Annotated in this window: 15 protein-coding genes; 12 read left to right on the forward strand and 3 right to left on the reverse strand. The window is 65.0% G+C overall.

Annotated elements, in window-relative coordinates:
* Positions 1-145 precede the first annotated feature (145 nt).
* Complete coding sequence (locus ACROUL_RS07350; RefSeq protein WP_431298864.1) at positions 146-2,509, forward strand: ATP-dependent helicase; 2,364 nt, start codon at positions 146-148, stop codon at positions 2,507-2,509.
* A 68-nt stretch (positions 2,510-2,577) separates the two neighbouring features.
* Here ACROUL_RS07350 and ACROUL_RS07355 read toward each other — a convergent pair whose 3' ends face one another.
* From ACROUL_RS07355 to ACROUL_RS07365, 3 genes are all read right to left on the reverse strand, one after another.
* Positions 2,578-4,095, reverse strand: coding sequence for a hypothetical protein (locus ACROUL_RS07355; RefSeq protein ID WP_431298865.1), 1,518 nt, complete (start codon positions 4,093-4,095; stop codon positions 2,578-2,580).
* Positions 4,095-4,514: a TadE/TadG family type IV pilus assembly protein gene (locus tag ACROUL_RS07360; protein ID WP_431298866.1), complete on the reverse strand. Its 420-nt coding sequence runs from the start codon at positions 4,512-4,514 to the stop codon at positions 4,095-4,097. The genes ACROUL_RS07355 and ACROUL_RS07360 overlap by 1 nt, the downstream gene beginning before the upstream one ends.
* A gap of 449 nt (positions 4,515-4,963) precedes the next feature.
* Complete coding sequence (locus ACROUL_RS07365) at positions 4,964-5,179, reverse strand: DUF1127 domain-containing protein (protein ID WP_431298867.1); 216 nt, start codon at positions 5,177-5,179, stop codon at positions 4,964-4,966.
* 250 nt (positions 5,180-5,429) lie between these two features.
* Here ACROUL_RS07365 and ACROUL_RS07370 point away from each other — a divergent pair, with 250 nt between their 5' ends.
* From ACROUL_RS07370 to mraY, 11 genes are all read left to right on the forward strand, one after another.
* Positions 5,430-6,494, forward strand: a complete 1,065-nt coding sequence (locus ACROUL_RS07370; RefSeq protein ID WP_431301259.1) for a P-loop NTPase — start codon at positions 5,430-5,432, stop codon at positions 6,492-6,494.
* A 102-nt stretch (positions 6,495-6,596) separates the two neighbouring features.
* Positions 6,597-7,070, forward strand: coding sequence for a VOC family protein (locus ACROUL_RS07375; RefSeq protein WP_431298868.1), 474 nt, complete (start codon positions 6,597-6,599; stop codon positions 7,068-7,070).
* Positions 7,071-7,081: 11 nt separating this feature from the next.
* On the forward strand, positions 7,082-7,537 hold the full coding sequence (locus ACROUL_RS07380; protein WP_431298869.1) for a VOC family protein: 456 nt from the start codon (positions 7,082-7,084) through the stop codon (positions 7,535-7,537).
* A gap of 25 nt (positions 7,538-7,562) precedes the next feature.
* Complete coding sequence (locus ACROUL_RS07385; protein WP_431298870.1) at positions 7,563-8,174, forward strand: TetR/AcrR family transcriptional regulator; 612 nt, start codon at positions 7,563-7,565, stop codon at positions 8,172-8,174.
* Between the two features lie 582 nt (positions 8,175-8,756).
* Complete coding sequence (locus ACROUL_RS07390) at positions 8,757-9,269, forward strand: division/cell wall cluster transcriptional repressor MraZ (RefSeq protein WP_431298871.1); 513 nt, start codon at positions 8,757-8,759, stop codon at positions 9,267-9,269.
* Between the two features lie 9 nt (positions 9,270-9,278).
* Positions 9,279-10,283, forward strand: a complete 1,005-nt coding sequence (gene rsmH / locus ACROUL_RS07395; RefSeq protein ID WP_431298872.1) for a 16S rRNA (cytosine(1402)-N(4))-methyltransferase RsmH — start codon at positions 9,279-9,281, stop codon at positions 10,281-10,283.
* 1 nt (position 10,284) lies between these two features.
* Positions 10,285-10,641: a cell division protein FtsL gene (ftsL, locus tag ACROUL_RS07400; RefSeq protein ID WP_431298873.1), complete on the forward strand. Its 357-nt coding sequence runs from the start codon at positions 10,285-10,287 to the stop codon at positions 10,639-10,641.
* Positions 10,638-12,431, forward strand: coding sequence for a peptidoglycan D,D-transpeptidase FtsI family protein (locus tag ACROUL_RS07405; RefSeq protein WP_431301260.1), 1,794 nt, complete (start codon positions 10,638-10,640; stop codon positions 12,429-12,431). The genes ftsL and ACROUL_RS07405 overlap by 4 nt, the downstream gene beginning before the upstream one ends.
* A 12-nt stretch (positions 12,432-12,443) precedes the next feature.
* A complete protein-coding gene (locus ACROUL_RS07410) occupies positions 12,444-13,922 on the forward strand; it encodes a UDP-N-acetylmuramoyl-L-alanyl-D-glutamate--2,6-diaminopimelate ligase (protein ID WP_431298874.1) in 1,479 nt (492 codons plus the stop codon).
* The gene (locus ACROUL_RS07415) at positions 13,922-15,361 is read left to right on the forward strand and encodes a UDP-N-acetylmuramoyl-tripeptide--D-alanyl-D-alanine ligase (RefSeq protein ID WP_431298875.1); all 1,440 of its coding nucleotides are present in this window, start codon (positions 13,922-13,924) and stop codon (positions 15,359-15,361) included. The genes ACROUL_RS07410 and ACROUL_RS07415 overlap by 1 nt, the downstream gene beginning before the upstream one ends.
* Positions 15,362-16,444 carry a phospho-N-acetylmuramoyl-pentapeptide-transferase gene (mraY, locus tag ACROUL_RS07420; protein WP_431298876.1) on the forward strand — a complete coding sequence of 361 codons (1,083 nt, stop codon included), beginning with the start codon at positions 15,362-15,364 and terminating at the stop codon, positions 16,442-16,444.
* Positions 16,445-16,465: the final 21 nt, after the last annotated feature.

A 16,465-nucleotide genomic window follows, 5' to 3' on the forward strand; every position in this document is an offset into this window, starting at 1 on the left:
GCGGTGCGGCGCAAGGGGTGACAAACGGCGTTTGTCACCGAATTGCGACCCAAGGGAAACCTTGCGGCCCGTCATTTCCAGCGAAATACGGAACATTCGCGGAACACTTCGTTGCATCCGCCGCATCCGGCGCTAGAATGGCCGCATGGCAGGGTTTGATGAAAGCGATGCATTCGAACGGGCGGTTCCGCTCAGCCAGCGGGCGTTGGCCGGGCGCGCGGCACCATATCTGGATGACCTGAACCCCGCGCAACGCGCCGCGGTCGAGGCGCTGGATGGCCCCGTGCTGATGCTGGCGGGCGCTGGCACCGGCAAGACCAAGGCGCTGACCGCGCGGATCGTGCATCTTCTGAACCTGCACAAGGCCCGCCCGAACGAAATCCTTGCCGTGACCTTCACCAACAAGGCCGCGCGCGAGATGAAGCTGCGCGTCGGCCGCCTGCTGGGCGAGGTGGCCGAGGGGATGCCGTGGATGGGCACCTTCCATTCGCTTTCCGTGAAGATCCTCCGCCGCCACGCCGAACTGGTCGGCCTGAAGCCGAACTTCACCATCCTTGATACCGACGATCAGCTTCGCCTTCTAAAGCAACTGATCGCCGCCGCCAACATCGACGAAAAGCGCTGGCCCGCGCGGTTGCTGGCCTCGCTGATCGACGGCTGGAAGAACCGCGCGTGGACGCCCGACAAGGTGCCGTCGTCAGAAGCCAGCGCCTACAACAACCGCGGGACCGAGCTTTACGAGGCCTATCAGGACCGCCTCAAAACCCTGAACGCCACCGATTTCGGCGACCTGCTCCTGCATTGCGTGACGATCTTTCAAAAGCATGAGGATGTGCTTCAGCAGTACCAACGCTGGTTCCGCTACATCCTTGTCGACGAGTACCAGGACACAAACGTCTGCCAATACCTGTGGCTTCGCCTCCTTGCCCAAGGTCACAAGAACATCTGCTGCGTCGGCGACGACGACCAGTCGATCTACGGCTGGCGGGGCGCCGAGGTGGGCAACATCCTGCGGTTTGAAAAGGATTTTCCCGGCGCCACGGTGATCCGGCTGGAACAGAACTACCGCTCCACCGCCCATATCCTCGCCGCCGCCTCGGGCATCATCGCCGCCAACAAGGGCCGCCTTGGCAAGACGCTGTGGACCGCAGGCGAACCCGGCGAGAAGGTCCGCCTTATCGGCCACTGGGACGGCGAGGAAGAGGCCCGCTGGATCGGCGAAGAGGTCGAGGCGATCCAGCGCGGCACCCGTGGCCGCGACCCGGTGGACCTCAACCATCAGGCGATCCTCGTCCGCGCCAGCCACCAGATGCGCGCCTTTGAGGACCGCTTCCTGACCATCGGCCTGCCTTACCGCGTGATCGGCGGCCCGCGTTTCTACGAACGTCAGGAAATCCGCGACGCGATGGCCTACTTCCGCCTCGCCGTCAGCCCCGATGATGATTTGGCGTTTGAACGCGTCGTGAACCTGCCGAAACGCGGCCTTGGCGACAAGGCGCAGGCCGATATCCAGCGGATGGCCCGCGCGGCACAGGTCTCGCTTTTAGACGGCGCGCGCGAGGCGGTGGCCAAGGCCACCTTCGGCGGCAAGGGCGGCGCACAACTGCGCGCCTTCGTCGAAGGCGTCGACCGCTGGCATACGGTCACCCTGCACCCCGATTACGACCACATCCGCCTTGCCGAAACCATCCTCGACGAGAGCGGCTACACCGCGATGTGGCAAAACGACAAGACGCCCGAAGCCCCCGGCCGCCTCGACAACCTCAAGGAACTGGTGAAGGCGCTGGAGCAGTTCGACAACCTGCAAGGCTTCCTCGAACACGTCTCGCTGATCATGGACAACGAGACCGAAGGCGCCGAGGAAAAGGTGACCATCATGACCCTGCACGCCGCCAAGGGCCTTGAATTCCCCGTGATTTTCCTGCCCGGCTGGGAGGATGGCCTGTTCCCCAGCCAGCGCAGCATGGATGAAAGCGGCCTGAAAGGGCTGGAGGAGGAGCGCCGCCTCGCCTACGTCGGCATCACCCGGGCGGAAGGGCTTTGCACCATCTCCTTCGCCTCCAACCGCCGCGTCTACGGCCAGTGGCAAAGCCAACTACCCTCACGCTTCATCGACGAACTGCCGCCCGAACATGTCGATGTTCTCACCCCGCCCGGCCTTTACGGCGGCGGCTTTGGCGCGGCGGCGCAGGTGGGGTTCGGCTCCAGCTTCGATGATCGGGTGTCGAAGGCCGATGTCTACAACTCTCCCGGCTGGAAGCGGATGCAGGACAACCAGTCCCACCGCACGATGCGCCAGCCGACCGAAGCCCGCCACGTCGTGATCGACGCCGAAGCGGTGTCGCCCTACCTCCTTGGCGACCGCGTCTTCCACCAGAAGTTCGGCTACGGCGACATCGTCGGGATCGAAGGCGACAAGCTGGATGTCGAATTTGCCCGCGCCGGCCTCAAGAAAATCGTCGCGCGCTGGGTGATTCCTGCCGATCAGGTGGATGACGTGCCGTTCTGATACCTACCGGGCAAACGAAAACGGCCGCAGTCACCTGCGGCCGTTTCGCTTTTCATCTGCCCGTCAGATCAGGACGGCATCACATACTTGAAGGTGCGCAGGTTCGGCAAAAGCTTGGTCGCATCTTCGGCGCAGCTGTTGAACGTGTGGTTCGCCGGTATCTGGATCGAGCCTTCCGCATGAAAGCTCGTGCCCTTGTGTTCGACCTGGCTGGAGCTGCTGTTCGCGGCCACGTTGATGTTGCCATTCGCGACCATCGCCACGTTCGAGGCGGTGAAGTTCGAGTTTACGCTGAACCCGCTCTGCGTCAGGACATAGACCTTGCGGTCAAGGTTGCAGTTCTTCGCCGGGTCGCCGACAATCGCCCCTTCCTCGGAGTTGATTGCCGACGAGCTTGAGACGCGGGTCGAGATCATCACCGAGTTGTCGACCCGGGCATATGGCCCCACGTCGAACGAGCAGTCGGCGATGACAACAACACCCTTCACCGTTTCGATCGTGGTCGACGCCAGCCCCGAATTCTTGCGGTTCTTCGATCCACCGATGCTGATCGAGGTGGCCGGGCCGTTCCCGTTGTTCTTGCAGTCGACGTTGTAGACAAGGCCGCTGGGCAGAAGTCCGTTCGTGGTGAACATCAGATCGTTGTACTGCGTCGCTGTCAGGTTCACCACCGACCCACGCACCAGCTTGTTGACGTCGCTGTTCTTCAAGATCTTTGTTGTAGCCAGAGTGTTAAGGTTCGTCCCAAGCGGCTTGTTGGTGAAAACCTGGGTCTTGAGATCCGAAGTTGCCGTAGTCATCGCTGCAACTACCGTAGCAATGTGATCGCCCACCTTCGGCAGGTTGAGGTTCATCTCGAACTTCGCCGCTTCGATCCCGGGGTTCGCGCTGTTGACGCACTTGCCCTTGCACGCCACCAGCGACGGCATCGACACGCCCGACCCCGCTGCAAAGGTGTTCTGCTGCGGCAACCAGACGGCCGTCTGGCTATGCACGCAGTAGCTCGGTCCGATCCAGTTGCCCGAGGTGATCGTGACCTGCCCCTTGGCATAGATCCCATCCGAAGACTGGCAGCGACCGGGCTGGCCATAATAGGCCACGCTAGACACCGACGTTTCAAATTCGTCGAATCCGGCAAGCCGCAGCAAGCCGGTCTTGATCGGGTTGCCGACGCTGTCATCCCGCCGCACCGTGACCTTCACGGCATTCGGCGTTCCAGAGACGACTTTCTTCGTCATCGGGTCATAGCGCACCATCTGCACGTCGGTCGCCGTTGTCACCTTGCCGAAGGTCTTTACCGGCATGTTCTTTTCGATCGCGGCCGCAACAGCGGCCTGCGCTTGAGTGGTCGAGTTCGTCTGGGCAAGCTTGACGATCCCGGCAAAGGCTGCGGCGTCCGCGGTCAGCGTCAGATGTTCCTTGTTGCGGTAAAGGTTGGACACGTCGACCGCGACGCCCGCGATCATGCAGCAGCCCAGCACGCCGAACAGCGAAAGCGTTGTGATCCCGCCGGCCTCGTTGGCCCGGAACCCGCCGCGCTTGAAGGCTTTTGCCGAAACGGCGCTCAGAAGGTTGCGAAGGCGCATCAGACAGGCTCCATTGTGTTGGTCGTTGCTGCGGTCAGCGTGTCACCGACGGCGAACTTGATGATTCCGAAGGGTGCGGCGACTTTCGACGGGCTCGACACGGTGACGGTGACGAAACCGTTTGCGATGGTCACCTTCGCCGTCGCGGTCCCCCTGCCGTTCGATGCGACCGACTCGGCATAGGCCTTGGCCTCGACCGCTGTCATCGCATAGCGCGACACGATCCGCGCGGTGTCGCGCGATACGTTCAAAAGCTTGGATTGTTGCAGGTAAAGCATGCTGGCATCGGTCATCAGCATCAAAAGGCCCGTAAACAGAGGGACCATCAAAGCGAATTCCACCGTCACCGATCCGCCGTCATCAGAAAGAAAGGCGCGAGCCGTTCGGACAGGGCTTTTGCAATGGATATTTCTGATCACGACAAGGTCTCCCGAATTCCATTAACCACACTCCTAAGTTGCAAACGTGGTCGAATTCGGAAGCAATCTTGGTGATTGGTAGGCCGTGCGATGAACGCTGGATGAACAGCGTGCCCTGCGCACCGCCGCCGCCGCTTCTTTTCAGAATGTCGAAGGGAAAGGGTGCGGCGACGTCCGGGAGGAGGTGGACGCCGCCGCGGGTTCAGGAGACCCGGGAGGAGGTGGGTCGCCTAAAGTCAGGCAGGGCAAAGCCCCGTATCAAGGTGCGGCAGCGTCCGGGAGGAGGTGGACGCCGCCGCAGGTTCAGGTGGCCCGAGGGAGGAGGAGAGGGCCGCCTAAAGTCGTTGGGGACAAGACCCCGAAGAAAAGGGCGGCGATGCCAGGGAGGAGGTTGGCACCGCCGCATGTCGCAAAGACCCCAGGGAGGAGGAGAGGGGCCTTACGAAAACTCACTTGCCGTAAGCAGCCTCGCGGGCAACATCCGCAATGCTCAACCGGCTGATCCCAAGGTCCGCCAGTTCGCGGTCGCTCAGGGTGGAAAGTTCGCGCACCGCTTGGGTATAAAGCCGGCGCTGGCGCAGGGCGGTACGGATCGTTTCGTTCAGGGTTGCAAACCGGTCTGCCAATCCGTTGCGGGCGACGCGGGTACTGTTCACATATGCCATTTCACTCAAGCCTCTTCAGGTTCCGGAACAACGTCTGTCGCGCTGTTAGGGGTAACATGGGCCACTTGCTGCACCTGCACAATAGATAGGGCGCGCAATGCCGCCATGCAGCATCCGCATGGCTCACGACACGAAATTGTCATGAATTCTCAGCCTCTTCGCGCAAATTTTGAGCATTTGGTCAACTTGACCTTGCGTCCCCGCACAACAATGTCGACGTTGGCCCAAACATTACGCAGCGGAGGAACGGATCGTGGTTGAGCGGCAGACAGTGGTGAACATCCTTGCCGGCGTCGCAGTGCCCGGCGGGGGCGATCTGGTCAGCCGGGACTTGATTCGCGCCCTCGCCGTCGACGGGGATACCGTCCGTTTCGTGATCGAAGCCGCAGATCCCGACCAGGCCCGCGCCCTTGCCCCCGCCCAAGCCGAGGCCGAGGCAAAGCTGCGTCAGGCCGGTGCCGCTTCGGTGCAGGTGGTGATGACCGCGCATGGCCCCGCGCCTAAACCGCCCAGCCTCAAGATCGGCCAGCACCCCACGCCGCAGCAGGGCGGCCCGCAGCGCATCTCCGGCATCGACCGCATCATCGCCATCGCCAGCGGCAAGGGCGGGGTCGGCAAATCCACCGTCGCCTCCAACCTCGCCGTGGCCTTGGCGCGGCAGGGCAGGCGGGTTGGCCTTCTGGATGCCGACATCTACGGCCCAAGCCAGCCAAAGATGATGGGCGTCTCCAAACGCCCCGCCTCGCCCGATGGAAAGATCATCGAACCCCTCGTGGCACATGGCGTCACCATGATGTCGATCGGCCTGATGCTGAAGGAAAACGAGGCCGTCGTCTGGCGCGGCCCGATGATCATGGGCGCGCTGCAGCAGCTCCTCGGTCAGGTCGCTTGGGGCAAACTTGATATCCTGATCATCGACCTGCCGCCCGGCACCGGCGACATCCAGCTGACCCTTTGCCAGCGCACCCACCTCACGGGTGCCATCGTCGTCTCCACCCCGCAGGACGTGGCGCTTCTGGATGCGCGCAAGGCACTCGACATGTTCGACAAGCTGAAGACCCCCGTCCTCGGCCTGATCGAAAACATGTCCACCTACATCTGCCCGAACTGCGGTCACGAGGCGCATATCTTCGGCCACGGCGGCGTCGCGGCCGAGGCGGCAAAGCTGGACCTGCCGTTCCTTGGGGAACTGCCCCTCGCCCTCGAAGTCCGCGTCGCCGGCGACAGCGGCACGCCGATTGCTGCGGGCGAGGGCGCCCACGCCGCCGCCTACGCCGCCCTAGCCCGCCGGCTGATCGACGGCGGCATGGCCTGATCCCCAAACCGCGAAACCCGGAAGCCCCTGGCCCTCCGGGTTTTCTTTTCGGTTGATTACATACCGACTGGTTGGTATTGTAATTCCCGAGGAGGACCACCCATGACCCACACAACCCGCACCGTCCTGTGGTTCAACGGCCACGGCCGCGAAGCCGCCGAGTTCTACTGCGCCCAGATCCCCGATAGCCACGTCGAGGCATTCTACGCCTCCGATCACGGCGGCCCCGACGGCGACATGCATTTCGAGGTGATCGACTTCACCCTCAATGGCACCCCCTACCAGATCCTTGACGCCGGTCCGATGTTCCCGCTGTCGGAATGCGTCTCGATCCTTGTCGAAACCCCGGATCAGGCCGAAACCGACCGCCTCTGGGATGCGATGGTCGCAGGTGGCGGCAGCCACGGCCCCTGTGGCTGGCTGAAGGATCGCTTCGGCCTGTCGTGGCAGATCGTCCCCGCCGAACTCGCCCGCCTGATGCGCGACCCCGACCGGGCCCGCGCCGCCCGCGTCCTCTCTGCCATGATGACGATGGGCAAGATCGACCTTGCCGCCATCCACGCCGCCGCAGCCTGAAAGGAAAACCCATGTCCGATGATATCCCCCACGACCGCCGCTACCGACCCGCCGACCGCATCATGCAGGGCGTGATCCCCTACCTCAGCCTTGCGGGCAAGGCGGGCGAGGCGGCGGATTTCTACATGAAAGCTTTCGCCGCAAAGGACATCGGTCGGATGGAAACCCCCGGCCAGCCCGGCCACTACATGCACCTTCAGGTCGAAATCAACGGCGGCGCCCTGATGCTGACCGACCATGTCGGCGAAGGGTCGCCGGAAGGCTCGCCATTCGCCCGCGGCCATCTGCAACTGGTGGTGGCCGATGGGAAAGCCTGGTTCGACCGCGCCGTCGCGGCGGGCTGCGCCGTGGCCGTCGACTATGCCCGCCAACCCTGGGGCGATGACTGGGGCATGGTGCGCGATCCCTTCGGTCTGCTCTGGGCGGTGTTGACACCCAACCCGGCGCTCTGGGACAAGGCGGAATGATCCTGCCCACCCGAACCGGCCCCATATGACCCGCGTCCCCCGCGGCGAAGCCCGCCAGCGCCTGTTGGCTGCGGCGACGGACCTGATCCGTCGCCAGGGCTTTGCCGCGACCAGCGTCGATGACCTCTGCGCCGCCGCTGGCGTGACCAAAGGTGCCTTCTTCCACCATTTCCCGTCCAAGGACGCGCTGGGTGCTGCGGTGGTGGACCACTGGACCGAAACCACCAGCGCCATGTTCGCCGCCCACCCCTACAATACCCTGCCAGATCCGCTGGACCGGGTGTTCGCCTACATCGACCTTCGCCGCAGCCTGCTTGACCGCCCGATCCCCGAGTTTTCCTGCGTCGCCGGCACCACGGTGCAGGAAACCTACCACACCCACCCCGCGATCCGCGCCGCCGCCGAGGCGAGCATCCGGTCCGGCGCCGCCCACGTCCGCGCCCATCTTGCCGAAGCGCTGGTCCGCCATCCTGTGCCGGGCGTCACGGCGGAAAGTCTGGCGCTTTACCTTCAGGTCATCGTGCAGGGCGGCATCATCACCGCCAAGGCGCTGGATGACGCCGCTGCGATGCGTGACGCGCTTGACCACGCCGAACGCTATCTGCGCCTGCTGTTCGCGCGGCCCAAGGCGGCCTGACCGCCGAATCAAACGCATGGGAAAGCATGGGAAACCGCCGGGCCGCGTTGCTCGCTGCGCTTCCGGCGGGCCGATTCCCTGGCTCAACGTCTGATTGCAGCGTCGCCTTCACGCCTTCGCCCAAGTTTTTTGGGAGATCATGGGACTTCCCGGACGGCCGCCCAATCTACCATATCTAGGCGGTAACGGCGACTTGATCCCTAGTGATAGCAAAATCACGCCCCCGCGACCCGCAATATGCTGTTTCCCGCCCCTGCGGCGCACAACATCTCGCGCCTTCTCCCAAAGATTTCCATTGATTCCCATACTGTCCCATGGCATCCCTTTCTCACGGACGATGCAGAGGGCATTGAAAAGCAGGGGCAGCTCAAGACCCCGAACAAGGCGATAGGCAGCTTCATACAGGCCGCCCCCTTCATCGGACGACAGAGATCCGGCGCGCGAGCGAGCAGACATCTCCCCCAGGTGGCGCGCGTAGCTGGACGCCCAGCGATGGGACAGCGGCGGATCGGGTAGTGGCAGCAACCCGATCCGCCTTTTCTATTTCATCGCTTGGGTTTGGGACATTTTTACAAGGCCACAATGGCGATGGCAGAGGCGTTCAGAGGCGAGTTCTACCAGAAGGTAGATAGCAAGGCCCGGGTGTCGATCCCGGCCGCCTTTCGCCGTATTCTGGAAGCCGACGACCAGCCGCTTGGCGAAACCGCCCGCCCGCGCGTCTACCTTGTCTACGGCGGCAAATCCCGCACTTTCGTCGAATGCTACTCGCGCCGCGGTGCCGATGCGCTGGCCGCCGAGATTGAGGCGATGGACATGGGCTCGACCGAACGCACCCGCGCCGAACGGGATCTGATCAGCCGTTCGGTCATGGTCGAAATCGAACCCGACGGTCGCATCGTGCTGCCCCCAAAGGTGCGCGAGAAGATGGGCTTTCAGGGCGACGATCTCGCCTCGGGCGGCGAGGCGGCGTTTGCCGGTTTCACCAACCGCTTCCGCCTCTACCGCCGCGAGGTCTATGACGCCGAACTGGCCGAGGAAGACGACGACGACACCGATCCGCTGACCCTCGTCGGGCGGCACAAACGGTCAGGGTAGGGGGCCGCGATGCGCGATCCGCTGCCCGGTCGCCCCCAATCAGATGATCCCCACATTCCGGTCCTTCTCGACCCGATCCTGAAGGCCGTCGCCCCGGTTCAGGGCCTTTGGCTTGATGGCACGCTCGGGGCAGGGGGCTACACCCGTGCGCTATTGGATGCTGGCGCGCGCGTGATCGGCGTCGACCGTGACCCGCTTGCGCTTGAAATGGCTGCCACATGGGCCAAGCCTTACGGCGACCGCCTCACCCTCGTCGAAGGCACCTTCTCCCACCTCGACACCTACGCGGGCACGCCCCTCGACGGCATCGTCCTCGACCTCGGCGTGTCCTCGATGCAGCTTGACCAGGCCGAACGCGGCTTTTCCTTCATGCGCGACGGTCCTTTGGACATGCGGATGAGCCAGCAGGGCGACAGTGCCGCCGACCTCGTCAACACGCTGGAAGAAACCGACCTTGCCAACCTGATCTACGCCTACGGCGAAGAACACGCCTCGCGCCGCATTGCGCACGCCATCGTGGACGCACGCGCGCGCGAACCGATCACCACCACCCTGCGGCTGGCCGAGATTGTCGCCCGCTGCCTGCCGCGCCCGAAGCCCGGCCAAAGCCACCCCGCGACCCGCACCTTCCAAGCGATCCGCATCGCCGTGAACACCGAATTCAGCGAACTTGCCGAGGGCCTCGCCGCCGCCGAACGCGCGCTGAAACCCGGCGGGATGCTCGCCGTCGTCACCTTCCACAGCCTCGAAGACCGCATCGTCAAACGCTTCTTCCAGCTTGCTTCCGGGCACGAGGCGAACGCCAACCGCTACGCCCCGGCGAAAACCGACACCACCGCCCGCTTCGACCTTGTGACCCGCCGCGCCGTCACGGCGGACGACGACGAACTGGCGCGCAACCCCCGCTCCCGCTCGGCCAAGCTGCGCGTCGCCCGCCGCACCGCAGCCCCGCCGCTGGCCATCAACCCCGCCGACCTCGGTGTGCCGCAGATCACCCGGAAAGGACGCCGCTGACATGCGCCCCGTGCTTTATGTCCTCACCTTCCTCGCGGTCATCGCGCTTGGCTTCTGGGCCTACCGCGAAAACTACGCCACACAAGCCGCCCTGAAGAACGTCGAAGGTCTGCAACGCCAGATCGCCGACCTGCGTGAAACGCTGTCGGTGCAGCGCGCCGAATGGGCCTACCTGAACCGCCCCGACCGCCTGCGCGAACTGGCCACCATCAACTTCGACCGGCTCGGCTTGCTGCCGATGCTGCCGGGCCAGTTCGGTACCCCCAGCCAGATCGCCTATCCCGCCCCCGACCTGCCGCAGATCGACATGCCCGTGGACATCCAGGGCATCCAGCCCCAGCCGGAGAGTGACCTCTGATGCGCACGCCGCTCCGCCCGCTTGCCCGCATCCTGCACGCCCGCCAGCAGGGCGAAAACCCCGACACAATCGAACGCGAGAACCTGCGCCTGCGCCACGAGGTGATGCGCGACAAGTCCCGCGCCCGCGCCGAGTTTCGTCTGCTGATCCTTGGGGTCGCGTTCTTCGCCGCCTTCACCACCATCGGCGCGCGGATGGGCCTGTTGGCCGCGACCGACCCTGTGGAACCCCGCGCCTCGGCTCCCGGTGCCGAAATCATCGCCCAACGGGCCGATATCGTGGATCGCAACGGCCGCATCCTTGCGACCAACATGACCACCCACGCGCTTTATGCCAACCCCAAGGTCATGGTCGACCCGAAGGGAGTGGCGCAGAAACTGGCCGACATCTTCCCCGACCTCAAGGCCAAGGATCTTGAACGCCGCTTCACCGACGGGCGCAGCTTTCTTTGGATCAAGAAGGTGCTTTCCCCCGAACAGATGCAGAAGGTGCACGAGATCGGTGATCCCGGCCTTCTGTTCGGCCCGCGCGAGATGCGGCTTTACCCCAACGGCACGCTGGCGGCCCACGTACTTGGCGGCACGTCCTTTGGTGCCGAGGGCGTCCATTCCGCCGAGGTGATCGGCGTCGCCGGCATCGAAAAGGCACTCGACACCCGCCTCCGCGATCCCGCGCAGGGTGACAAGCCTTTGACCCTGTCGCTTGACCTGTCGGTGCAGGCCACCATCGAAGAAGTGCTATACGCCGGCATGACCATGCTGAACGCCAAGGGCGCCGCGGCCATCCTGATGGACGTTCGCACTGGCGAGATCGTCGCCCTGACCTCACTGCCGACCTTCGATCCGAACGACCGACCGAACCCGCTGGTCGACAAGACTGCCGAACCCGGCGACAGCCCCTTGTTCAACCGCGCGGTGCAGGGCGTCTACGAACTTGGCTCGACCTTCAAGATCTTCGCCGTTTCGCAGGCGATGGAGCTTGGCCTCGTCACCCCCGATACGCTGGTTGACGCCAATGCGCCGATGCAGTGGGGCAAGCACCAGATCAAGGAATTCGAAGGCAAGAACTACGGCCCGCTACTGTCCGTCACCGACGTGATCGCGAAATCGTCGAATGTCGGCACCGCCCATATTGCGCTGATGATCGGCCCCTTGCGCCAGCAGGCCTTCCTGAAATCGCTTGGCTTTTTCGAGCCGACGCCGGTCGAATTGATCGAAGCCCCCGGTGCCAAGCCGCTGATCCCCAAGAAATGGCCGGAAATCGTGACGATAACCACCTCCTACGGCCACGGCATGTCGGCCAGCCCGCTGCACCTTGCCGCCGCCTATGCCGCAATCGGCAACGGCGGGGTGATGATCAAGCCGACGCTCCTGAAACGCGAAGGCCCGACCACCGGCGTGCGCGTGATGAGCGAAAAGACCGCCCACGAAGCCGTCAAGATGCTGCGCCGCGTCGTCACCGAAGGCACCGCCAGCCTTGGCGAAGTGCCGGGGTACGAGGTCGCGGGCAAGACCGGCACCGCAGACAAACCCAAGCGCACCGGCGGTTACTATCACGACAAGGTCGTGAACACCTTCGCCTCGGTATTCCCTGCGTCCAACCCGCAATATGTGCTGATCGTCACGCTCGATGAACCGATCGACACCTCGGGTTCTGAACCGCGCCGCACCGCCGGCTGGACCGCCGTTCCCGTCGCCGCCGAGATAATCCGTCGCGTCGCCCCGATGATGGGCCTCAGGCCAAAGCTTGAACCTGTCGCCACCGATGCTGTAACTGCCGCCAGCAATTGATGGACACGCGCAATGGCAGAACGGGCAAAGCGGTTATCTGATCTGGGCCTCACCGCCCGCGCCGGGCGCGACCCGGCGCTCTCGGGTTTGACCGCCGACAGCCGCGCCGTGCGGGCCGGAATGCTGTTTGCAGCAATTCCCGGCACCGCCACCCACGGCGCCAACTACATCGCCACCGCTCTCGATCAGGGGGCCGCCGCGATCCTGACCGATGCCACCGGCGCGCGCCTTGCCGCCGACCTTCTGGCCGCAACCGAAACCGCCCTCATCGTCGCCGAAGACCCGCGCGCCACCTTCGCCTGCGCCGCCGCCCTGTGGTTCGGCGCGCAGCCCGACACGATGGTCGCCGTCACCGGCACCAACGGCAAGACCAGCGTCGCCACCTTCACCCGCCAGATCTGGATGACGCTTGGTCACACCGCCATCAACATCGGCACCACCGGCATCGAAGGCGCGTGGGAGGCTCCATCCAGTCACACCACCCCCGATGCCGTCACCCTGCAAAAGCTGCTCGCCGCCGCAGCGTCAGATGGCGTGACCCATGCCGCGATGGAAGCATCGTCCCACGGCCTTGACCAGCGCCGGATGGACGGCGTGCGCCTGAAGGCCGCCGGGTTCACCAACCTGACGCAAGACCATCTCGATTACCACGGCACGATGGAGGCGTATTTCGACGCCAAGGCGCAGCTATTCACCCGCCTTCTGCCCGATGACGGCGTAGCCGTGATCAACCTCAACGGCGCACGCGGCGCCGATATGGCGGCGCTGGCCGAAGCGCGCGGCCTTCGCACACTGACCGTCGGGCATGGCGAGGCTGACCTCCACATCGCCGGCCAGCGCTACGACGCCAAGGGTCAGGACCTGCGCCTGATCTGGCAAGGCCAGCCCTATCAGGCCCGGCTGAACCTGATCGGCGGCTTTCAGGCCGAAAACGTCGCCGTCGCCGCAGGCCTTGCCATCGCTGCAGGCGACGCCCCCGCTGCAGTGTTCGCTGCCCTGCCGCACCTGACGGGCGTTCGCGGCCGCATGCAGCTTGCCGCCACCCGCCAGAACGGTGCTGCCGTCTTCGTCGATTACGCCCACACCCCCGACGCCATCGCCACCGCCCTTCAGGCGCTCCGCCCCCACGTCATGGGCCGCATCATCATCGTCTTCGGTGCCGGCGGCGACCGTGACCGCACCAAACGTCCGCTGATGGGCGCCGCCGCCCGCGCCCATGCCGATGTCCTCTACGTCACCGACGACAACCCCCGTTCCGAAGACCCCGCCTCCATCCGCGCCGCAATCCTGCAAGCCTGCCCCGACGCAAACGAGGTCGGCGACCGCGCCGAAGCCATCCTCCGCGCCGTTGACGCCCTGCAACCCGGCGACGCCCTTTTGATCGCGGGCAAGGGGCATGAAACCGGCCAGATCATCAAGGGCGACGTCTACCCCTTCGATGACGTCGAACAAGCCTCCGTCGCCGTCGCCGCCCTTGACGGAGTGATCTGATGGCCCTCTGGACCTCCCTTGACGCCGCCGCCGCCACCGGAGGCACCTCCACCACCGAATGGCAGGCGAATGGCGTTTCCATCGACACCCGCACGCTTCAGCCCGGCGACCTCTTCGTGGCCCTGAAAGACGTTCGCGACGGCCACGAGTTCGTCGCGGCAGCCCTCGCCAAAGGCGCCGCCGCCGCGATGGTCACCCACCGCCCCGAAGGCGTGCCCGAAGACGCCCCGCTCCTGATTGTGCCGGATGTCCTGCACGCCCTTGAACGCCTCGGGATCGCCGCCCGCGCCCGCACCACCGCAAAGGTCGTCGGCGTCACCGGGTCGGTGGGCAAGACCTCCACCAAGGAAATGCTCCGCGCCGTCCTGTCCGGCCAAGGCAAGACCCACGCCTCCGTCGCCAGCTACAACAACCACTGGGGCGTCCCCCTGACCCTCGCCCGGATGCCCGCCGACACCCGTTTCGCCGTGATCGAGATCGGCATGAACCACCCCGGCGAAATCGCACCCCTCGCGCGCATGTCCCGCCTTGATGTCGCGATGATCACCACCGTCGCCGCCGCCCATCTGGAGGCGTTCGACAGCATCGAAGGCATCGCCCACGAAAAGGCCTCCATCCTCGACGGCCTCAAACCCGGCGGCATCGCGGTCCTGAACGCCGACATCGCCACCACCCCGATCCTGCTCGCCAAGGCCCGCGCGGTCGGCGCCACCCCGATCCTCTTCGGCCACGCCCCGACCGCCGACTACCGCCTGACCACCGTCCAGATCGCGGATGAGACCACCGTGGTGCAGGCCACCCGCCACGGCGTCCCCGTCCTCTTCAAGGTGCTTTCCCCCGGCAAGCACTTCGCCGCCAACGCCCTCGGCGCCCTCGCCGTGGCCGAGGCTCTGGGCGCTGATCCGACCATCGCCACCTGCGACCTCGGCCTCTGGCAGCCCCCCGCCGGGCGCGGGATGCGCGAACGCATCCTTCTTGACCGGGTGGACGAAACCCACTTCGACCTGATCGACGACGCCTTCAACGCCAACCCCGCCTCGATGGCCGCCGCCCTCGACGTGCTGATCGCCGCGAAACCGCAGGACGGCATCGGCCGCGTCGGCGCCGGACGCCGCATCGCCATCCTTGGCGACATGCTGGAACTTGGCCCGACCGAGGCCGCCCTCCACGCCGCCATCGCAGACCACCCCGGCCTTGGCACCATCGCCACCATCCACTGCGTCGGCCCACGCATGAAGGCGCTCTGGTCCGCCCTGCCACGCGGCCAACGCGGCGACTGGGCCGAAACCGCCACCGAACTCGCTGCCCGCGCCAGATCCCTGATCGACGCCGGCGACATCATCCTCGTCAAAGGCTCCAAAGGCTCCAAGGTCAGCCTCGTCGTTGACGCATTGCGCAAGATGGGGCAGGGCGCTGCCCCCAACGAAGGGACCCCGTAGATGTTCTTCTGGCTGACCGAGTTTTCCGACGGGGGCGACTTCTTCAACCTCTTTCGCTACATCACTTTCCGTGCGGGCGGCGCCTTTGCCACCGCGCTGATCTTCGGCTTCATCTTCGGCCAACCGCTGATCGACCTGCTGCGCCGCCGCCAGGGCAAGGGCCAGCCGATCCGCGATGATGGCCCGCAATCGCACTTCTCCAAGGCCGGCACCCCCACGATGGGCGGCCTTCTGATCTTGTCGGCGCTGATGGTGTCGACCCTGCTCTGGGCGCGGCTCGACAATCCCTATGTCTGGATCGTGGTGCTCGTGACGCTCGCCTTCGGCCTGATCGGCTTTGCCGACGATTACGCCAAGGTGACCAAGCAAAACACCAAGGGCGTGTCGGGCAAGGTCCGCATGGGCCTCGGCCTGCTGATCGCGGCGCTTGCCGCCTACGCGGCGGCCCAGTTCCACCCCGACGCGCTGACCAACAAGCTGGCCTTCCCGGTGTTCAAGGACGCGCTTTTCGACATCGGCATCTTCTTCGTCCCCTTCGGCATGATCGTCATCGTCGGCGCCGCCAACGCGGTCAATCTGACCGACGGGCTTGACGGCCTCGCCATCATGCCCGTCCTCATCGCCGGCGGCACGCTCGGCATCATCTCCTACTTCGTCGGCAACGCCAATTTCGCCGAATACCTCGATGTCCACTTCGTCCCCGGCACGGGTGAGCTTTTGATCTTCTGCTCCGCCCTCTTCGGCGCCGGCCTCGGCTTCCTTTGGTACAACGCGCCCCCTGCCGCCGTCTTCATGGGCGACACCGGGTCGCTCGCCCTCGGCGGTGCCCTAGGCGCGATCGCGGTCTGCACCAAGCACGAGATCGTGCTGGCCATCGTCGGCGGCCTTTTCGTGGTCGAGGCGCTCTCGGTCATCATCCAGGTGCTGTATTACAAACGCACCAAGAAGCGCATCTTCCTGATGGCCCCGATCCACCATCACTTTGAAAAGAAGGGCTGGGCCGAACCGCAGATCGTGATCCGCTTCTGGATCATCTCGCTCATTCTCGCGATGATCGGCCTCGCCACGCTCAAGGTCCGCTGACCGGGCCCGCACTGCGCGGGC

The organism is Tabrizicola sp. BL-A-41-H6 (assembly GCF_050632395.1).
Classification (GTDB): Bacteria; Pseudomonadota; Alphaproteobacteria; order Rhodobacterales; family Rhodobacteraceae; genus JAUYQR01.

Bases quoted from the DNA above. Each gene is read 5' to 3' on its own strand.
- ACROUL_RS07350 (WP_431298864.1), top strand. From the start codon at position 146: ATGGCAGGGTTTGATGAAAGCGATGCATTCGAACGGGCGGTTCCGCTC.
- ACROUL_RS07355 (WP_431298865.1), bottom strand. From the start codon at position 4,095: ATGCGCCTTCGCAACCTTCTGAGCGCCGTTTCGGCAAAAGCCTTCAAG.
- ACROUL_RS07365 (WP_431298867.1), bottom strand. From the start codon at position 5,179: ATGGCATATGTGAACAGTACCCGCGTCGCCCGCAACGGATTGGCAGAC.
- ACROUL_RS07375 (WP_431298868.1), top strand. From the start codon at position 6,597: ATGACCCACACAACCCGCACCGTCCTGTGGTTCAACGGCCACGGCCGC.
- ACROUL_RS07380 (WP_431298869.1), top strand. From the start codon at position 7,082: ATGTCCGATGATATCCCCCACGACCGCCGCTACCGACCCGCCGACCGC.
- ACROUL_RS07385 (WP_431298870.1), top strand. From the start codon at position 7,563: ATGACCCGCGTCCCCCGCGGCGAAGCCCGCCAGCGCCTGTTGGCTGCG.
- ACROUL_RS07390 (WP_431298871.1), top strand. From the start codon at position 8,757: ATGGCGATGGCAGAGGCGTTCAGAGGCGAGTTCTACCAGAAGGTAGAT.
- rsmH (WP_431298872.1), top strand. From the start codon at position 9,279: ATGCGCGATCCGCTGCCCGGTCGCCCCCAATCAGATGATCCCCACATT.
- ftsL (WP_431298873.1), top strand. From the start codon at position 10,285: ATGCGCCCCGTGCTTTATGTCCTCACCTTCCTCGCGGTCATCGCGCTT.
- ACROUL_RS07410 (WP_431298874.1), top strand. From the start codon at position 12,444: ATGGCAGAACGGGCAAAGCGGTTATCTGATCTGGGCCTCACCGCCCGC.
- ACROUL_RS07415 (WP_431298875.1), top strand. From the start codon at position 13,922: ATGGCCCTCTGGACCTCCCTTGACGCCGCCGCCGCCACCGGAGGCACC.
- mraY (WP_431298876.1), top strand. From the start codon at position 15,362: ATGTTCTTCTGGCTGACCGAGTTTTCCGACGGGGGCGACTTCTTCAAC.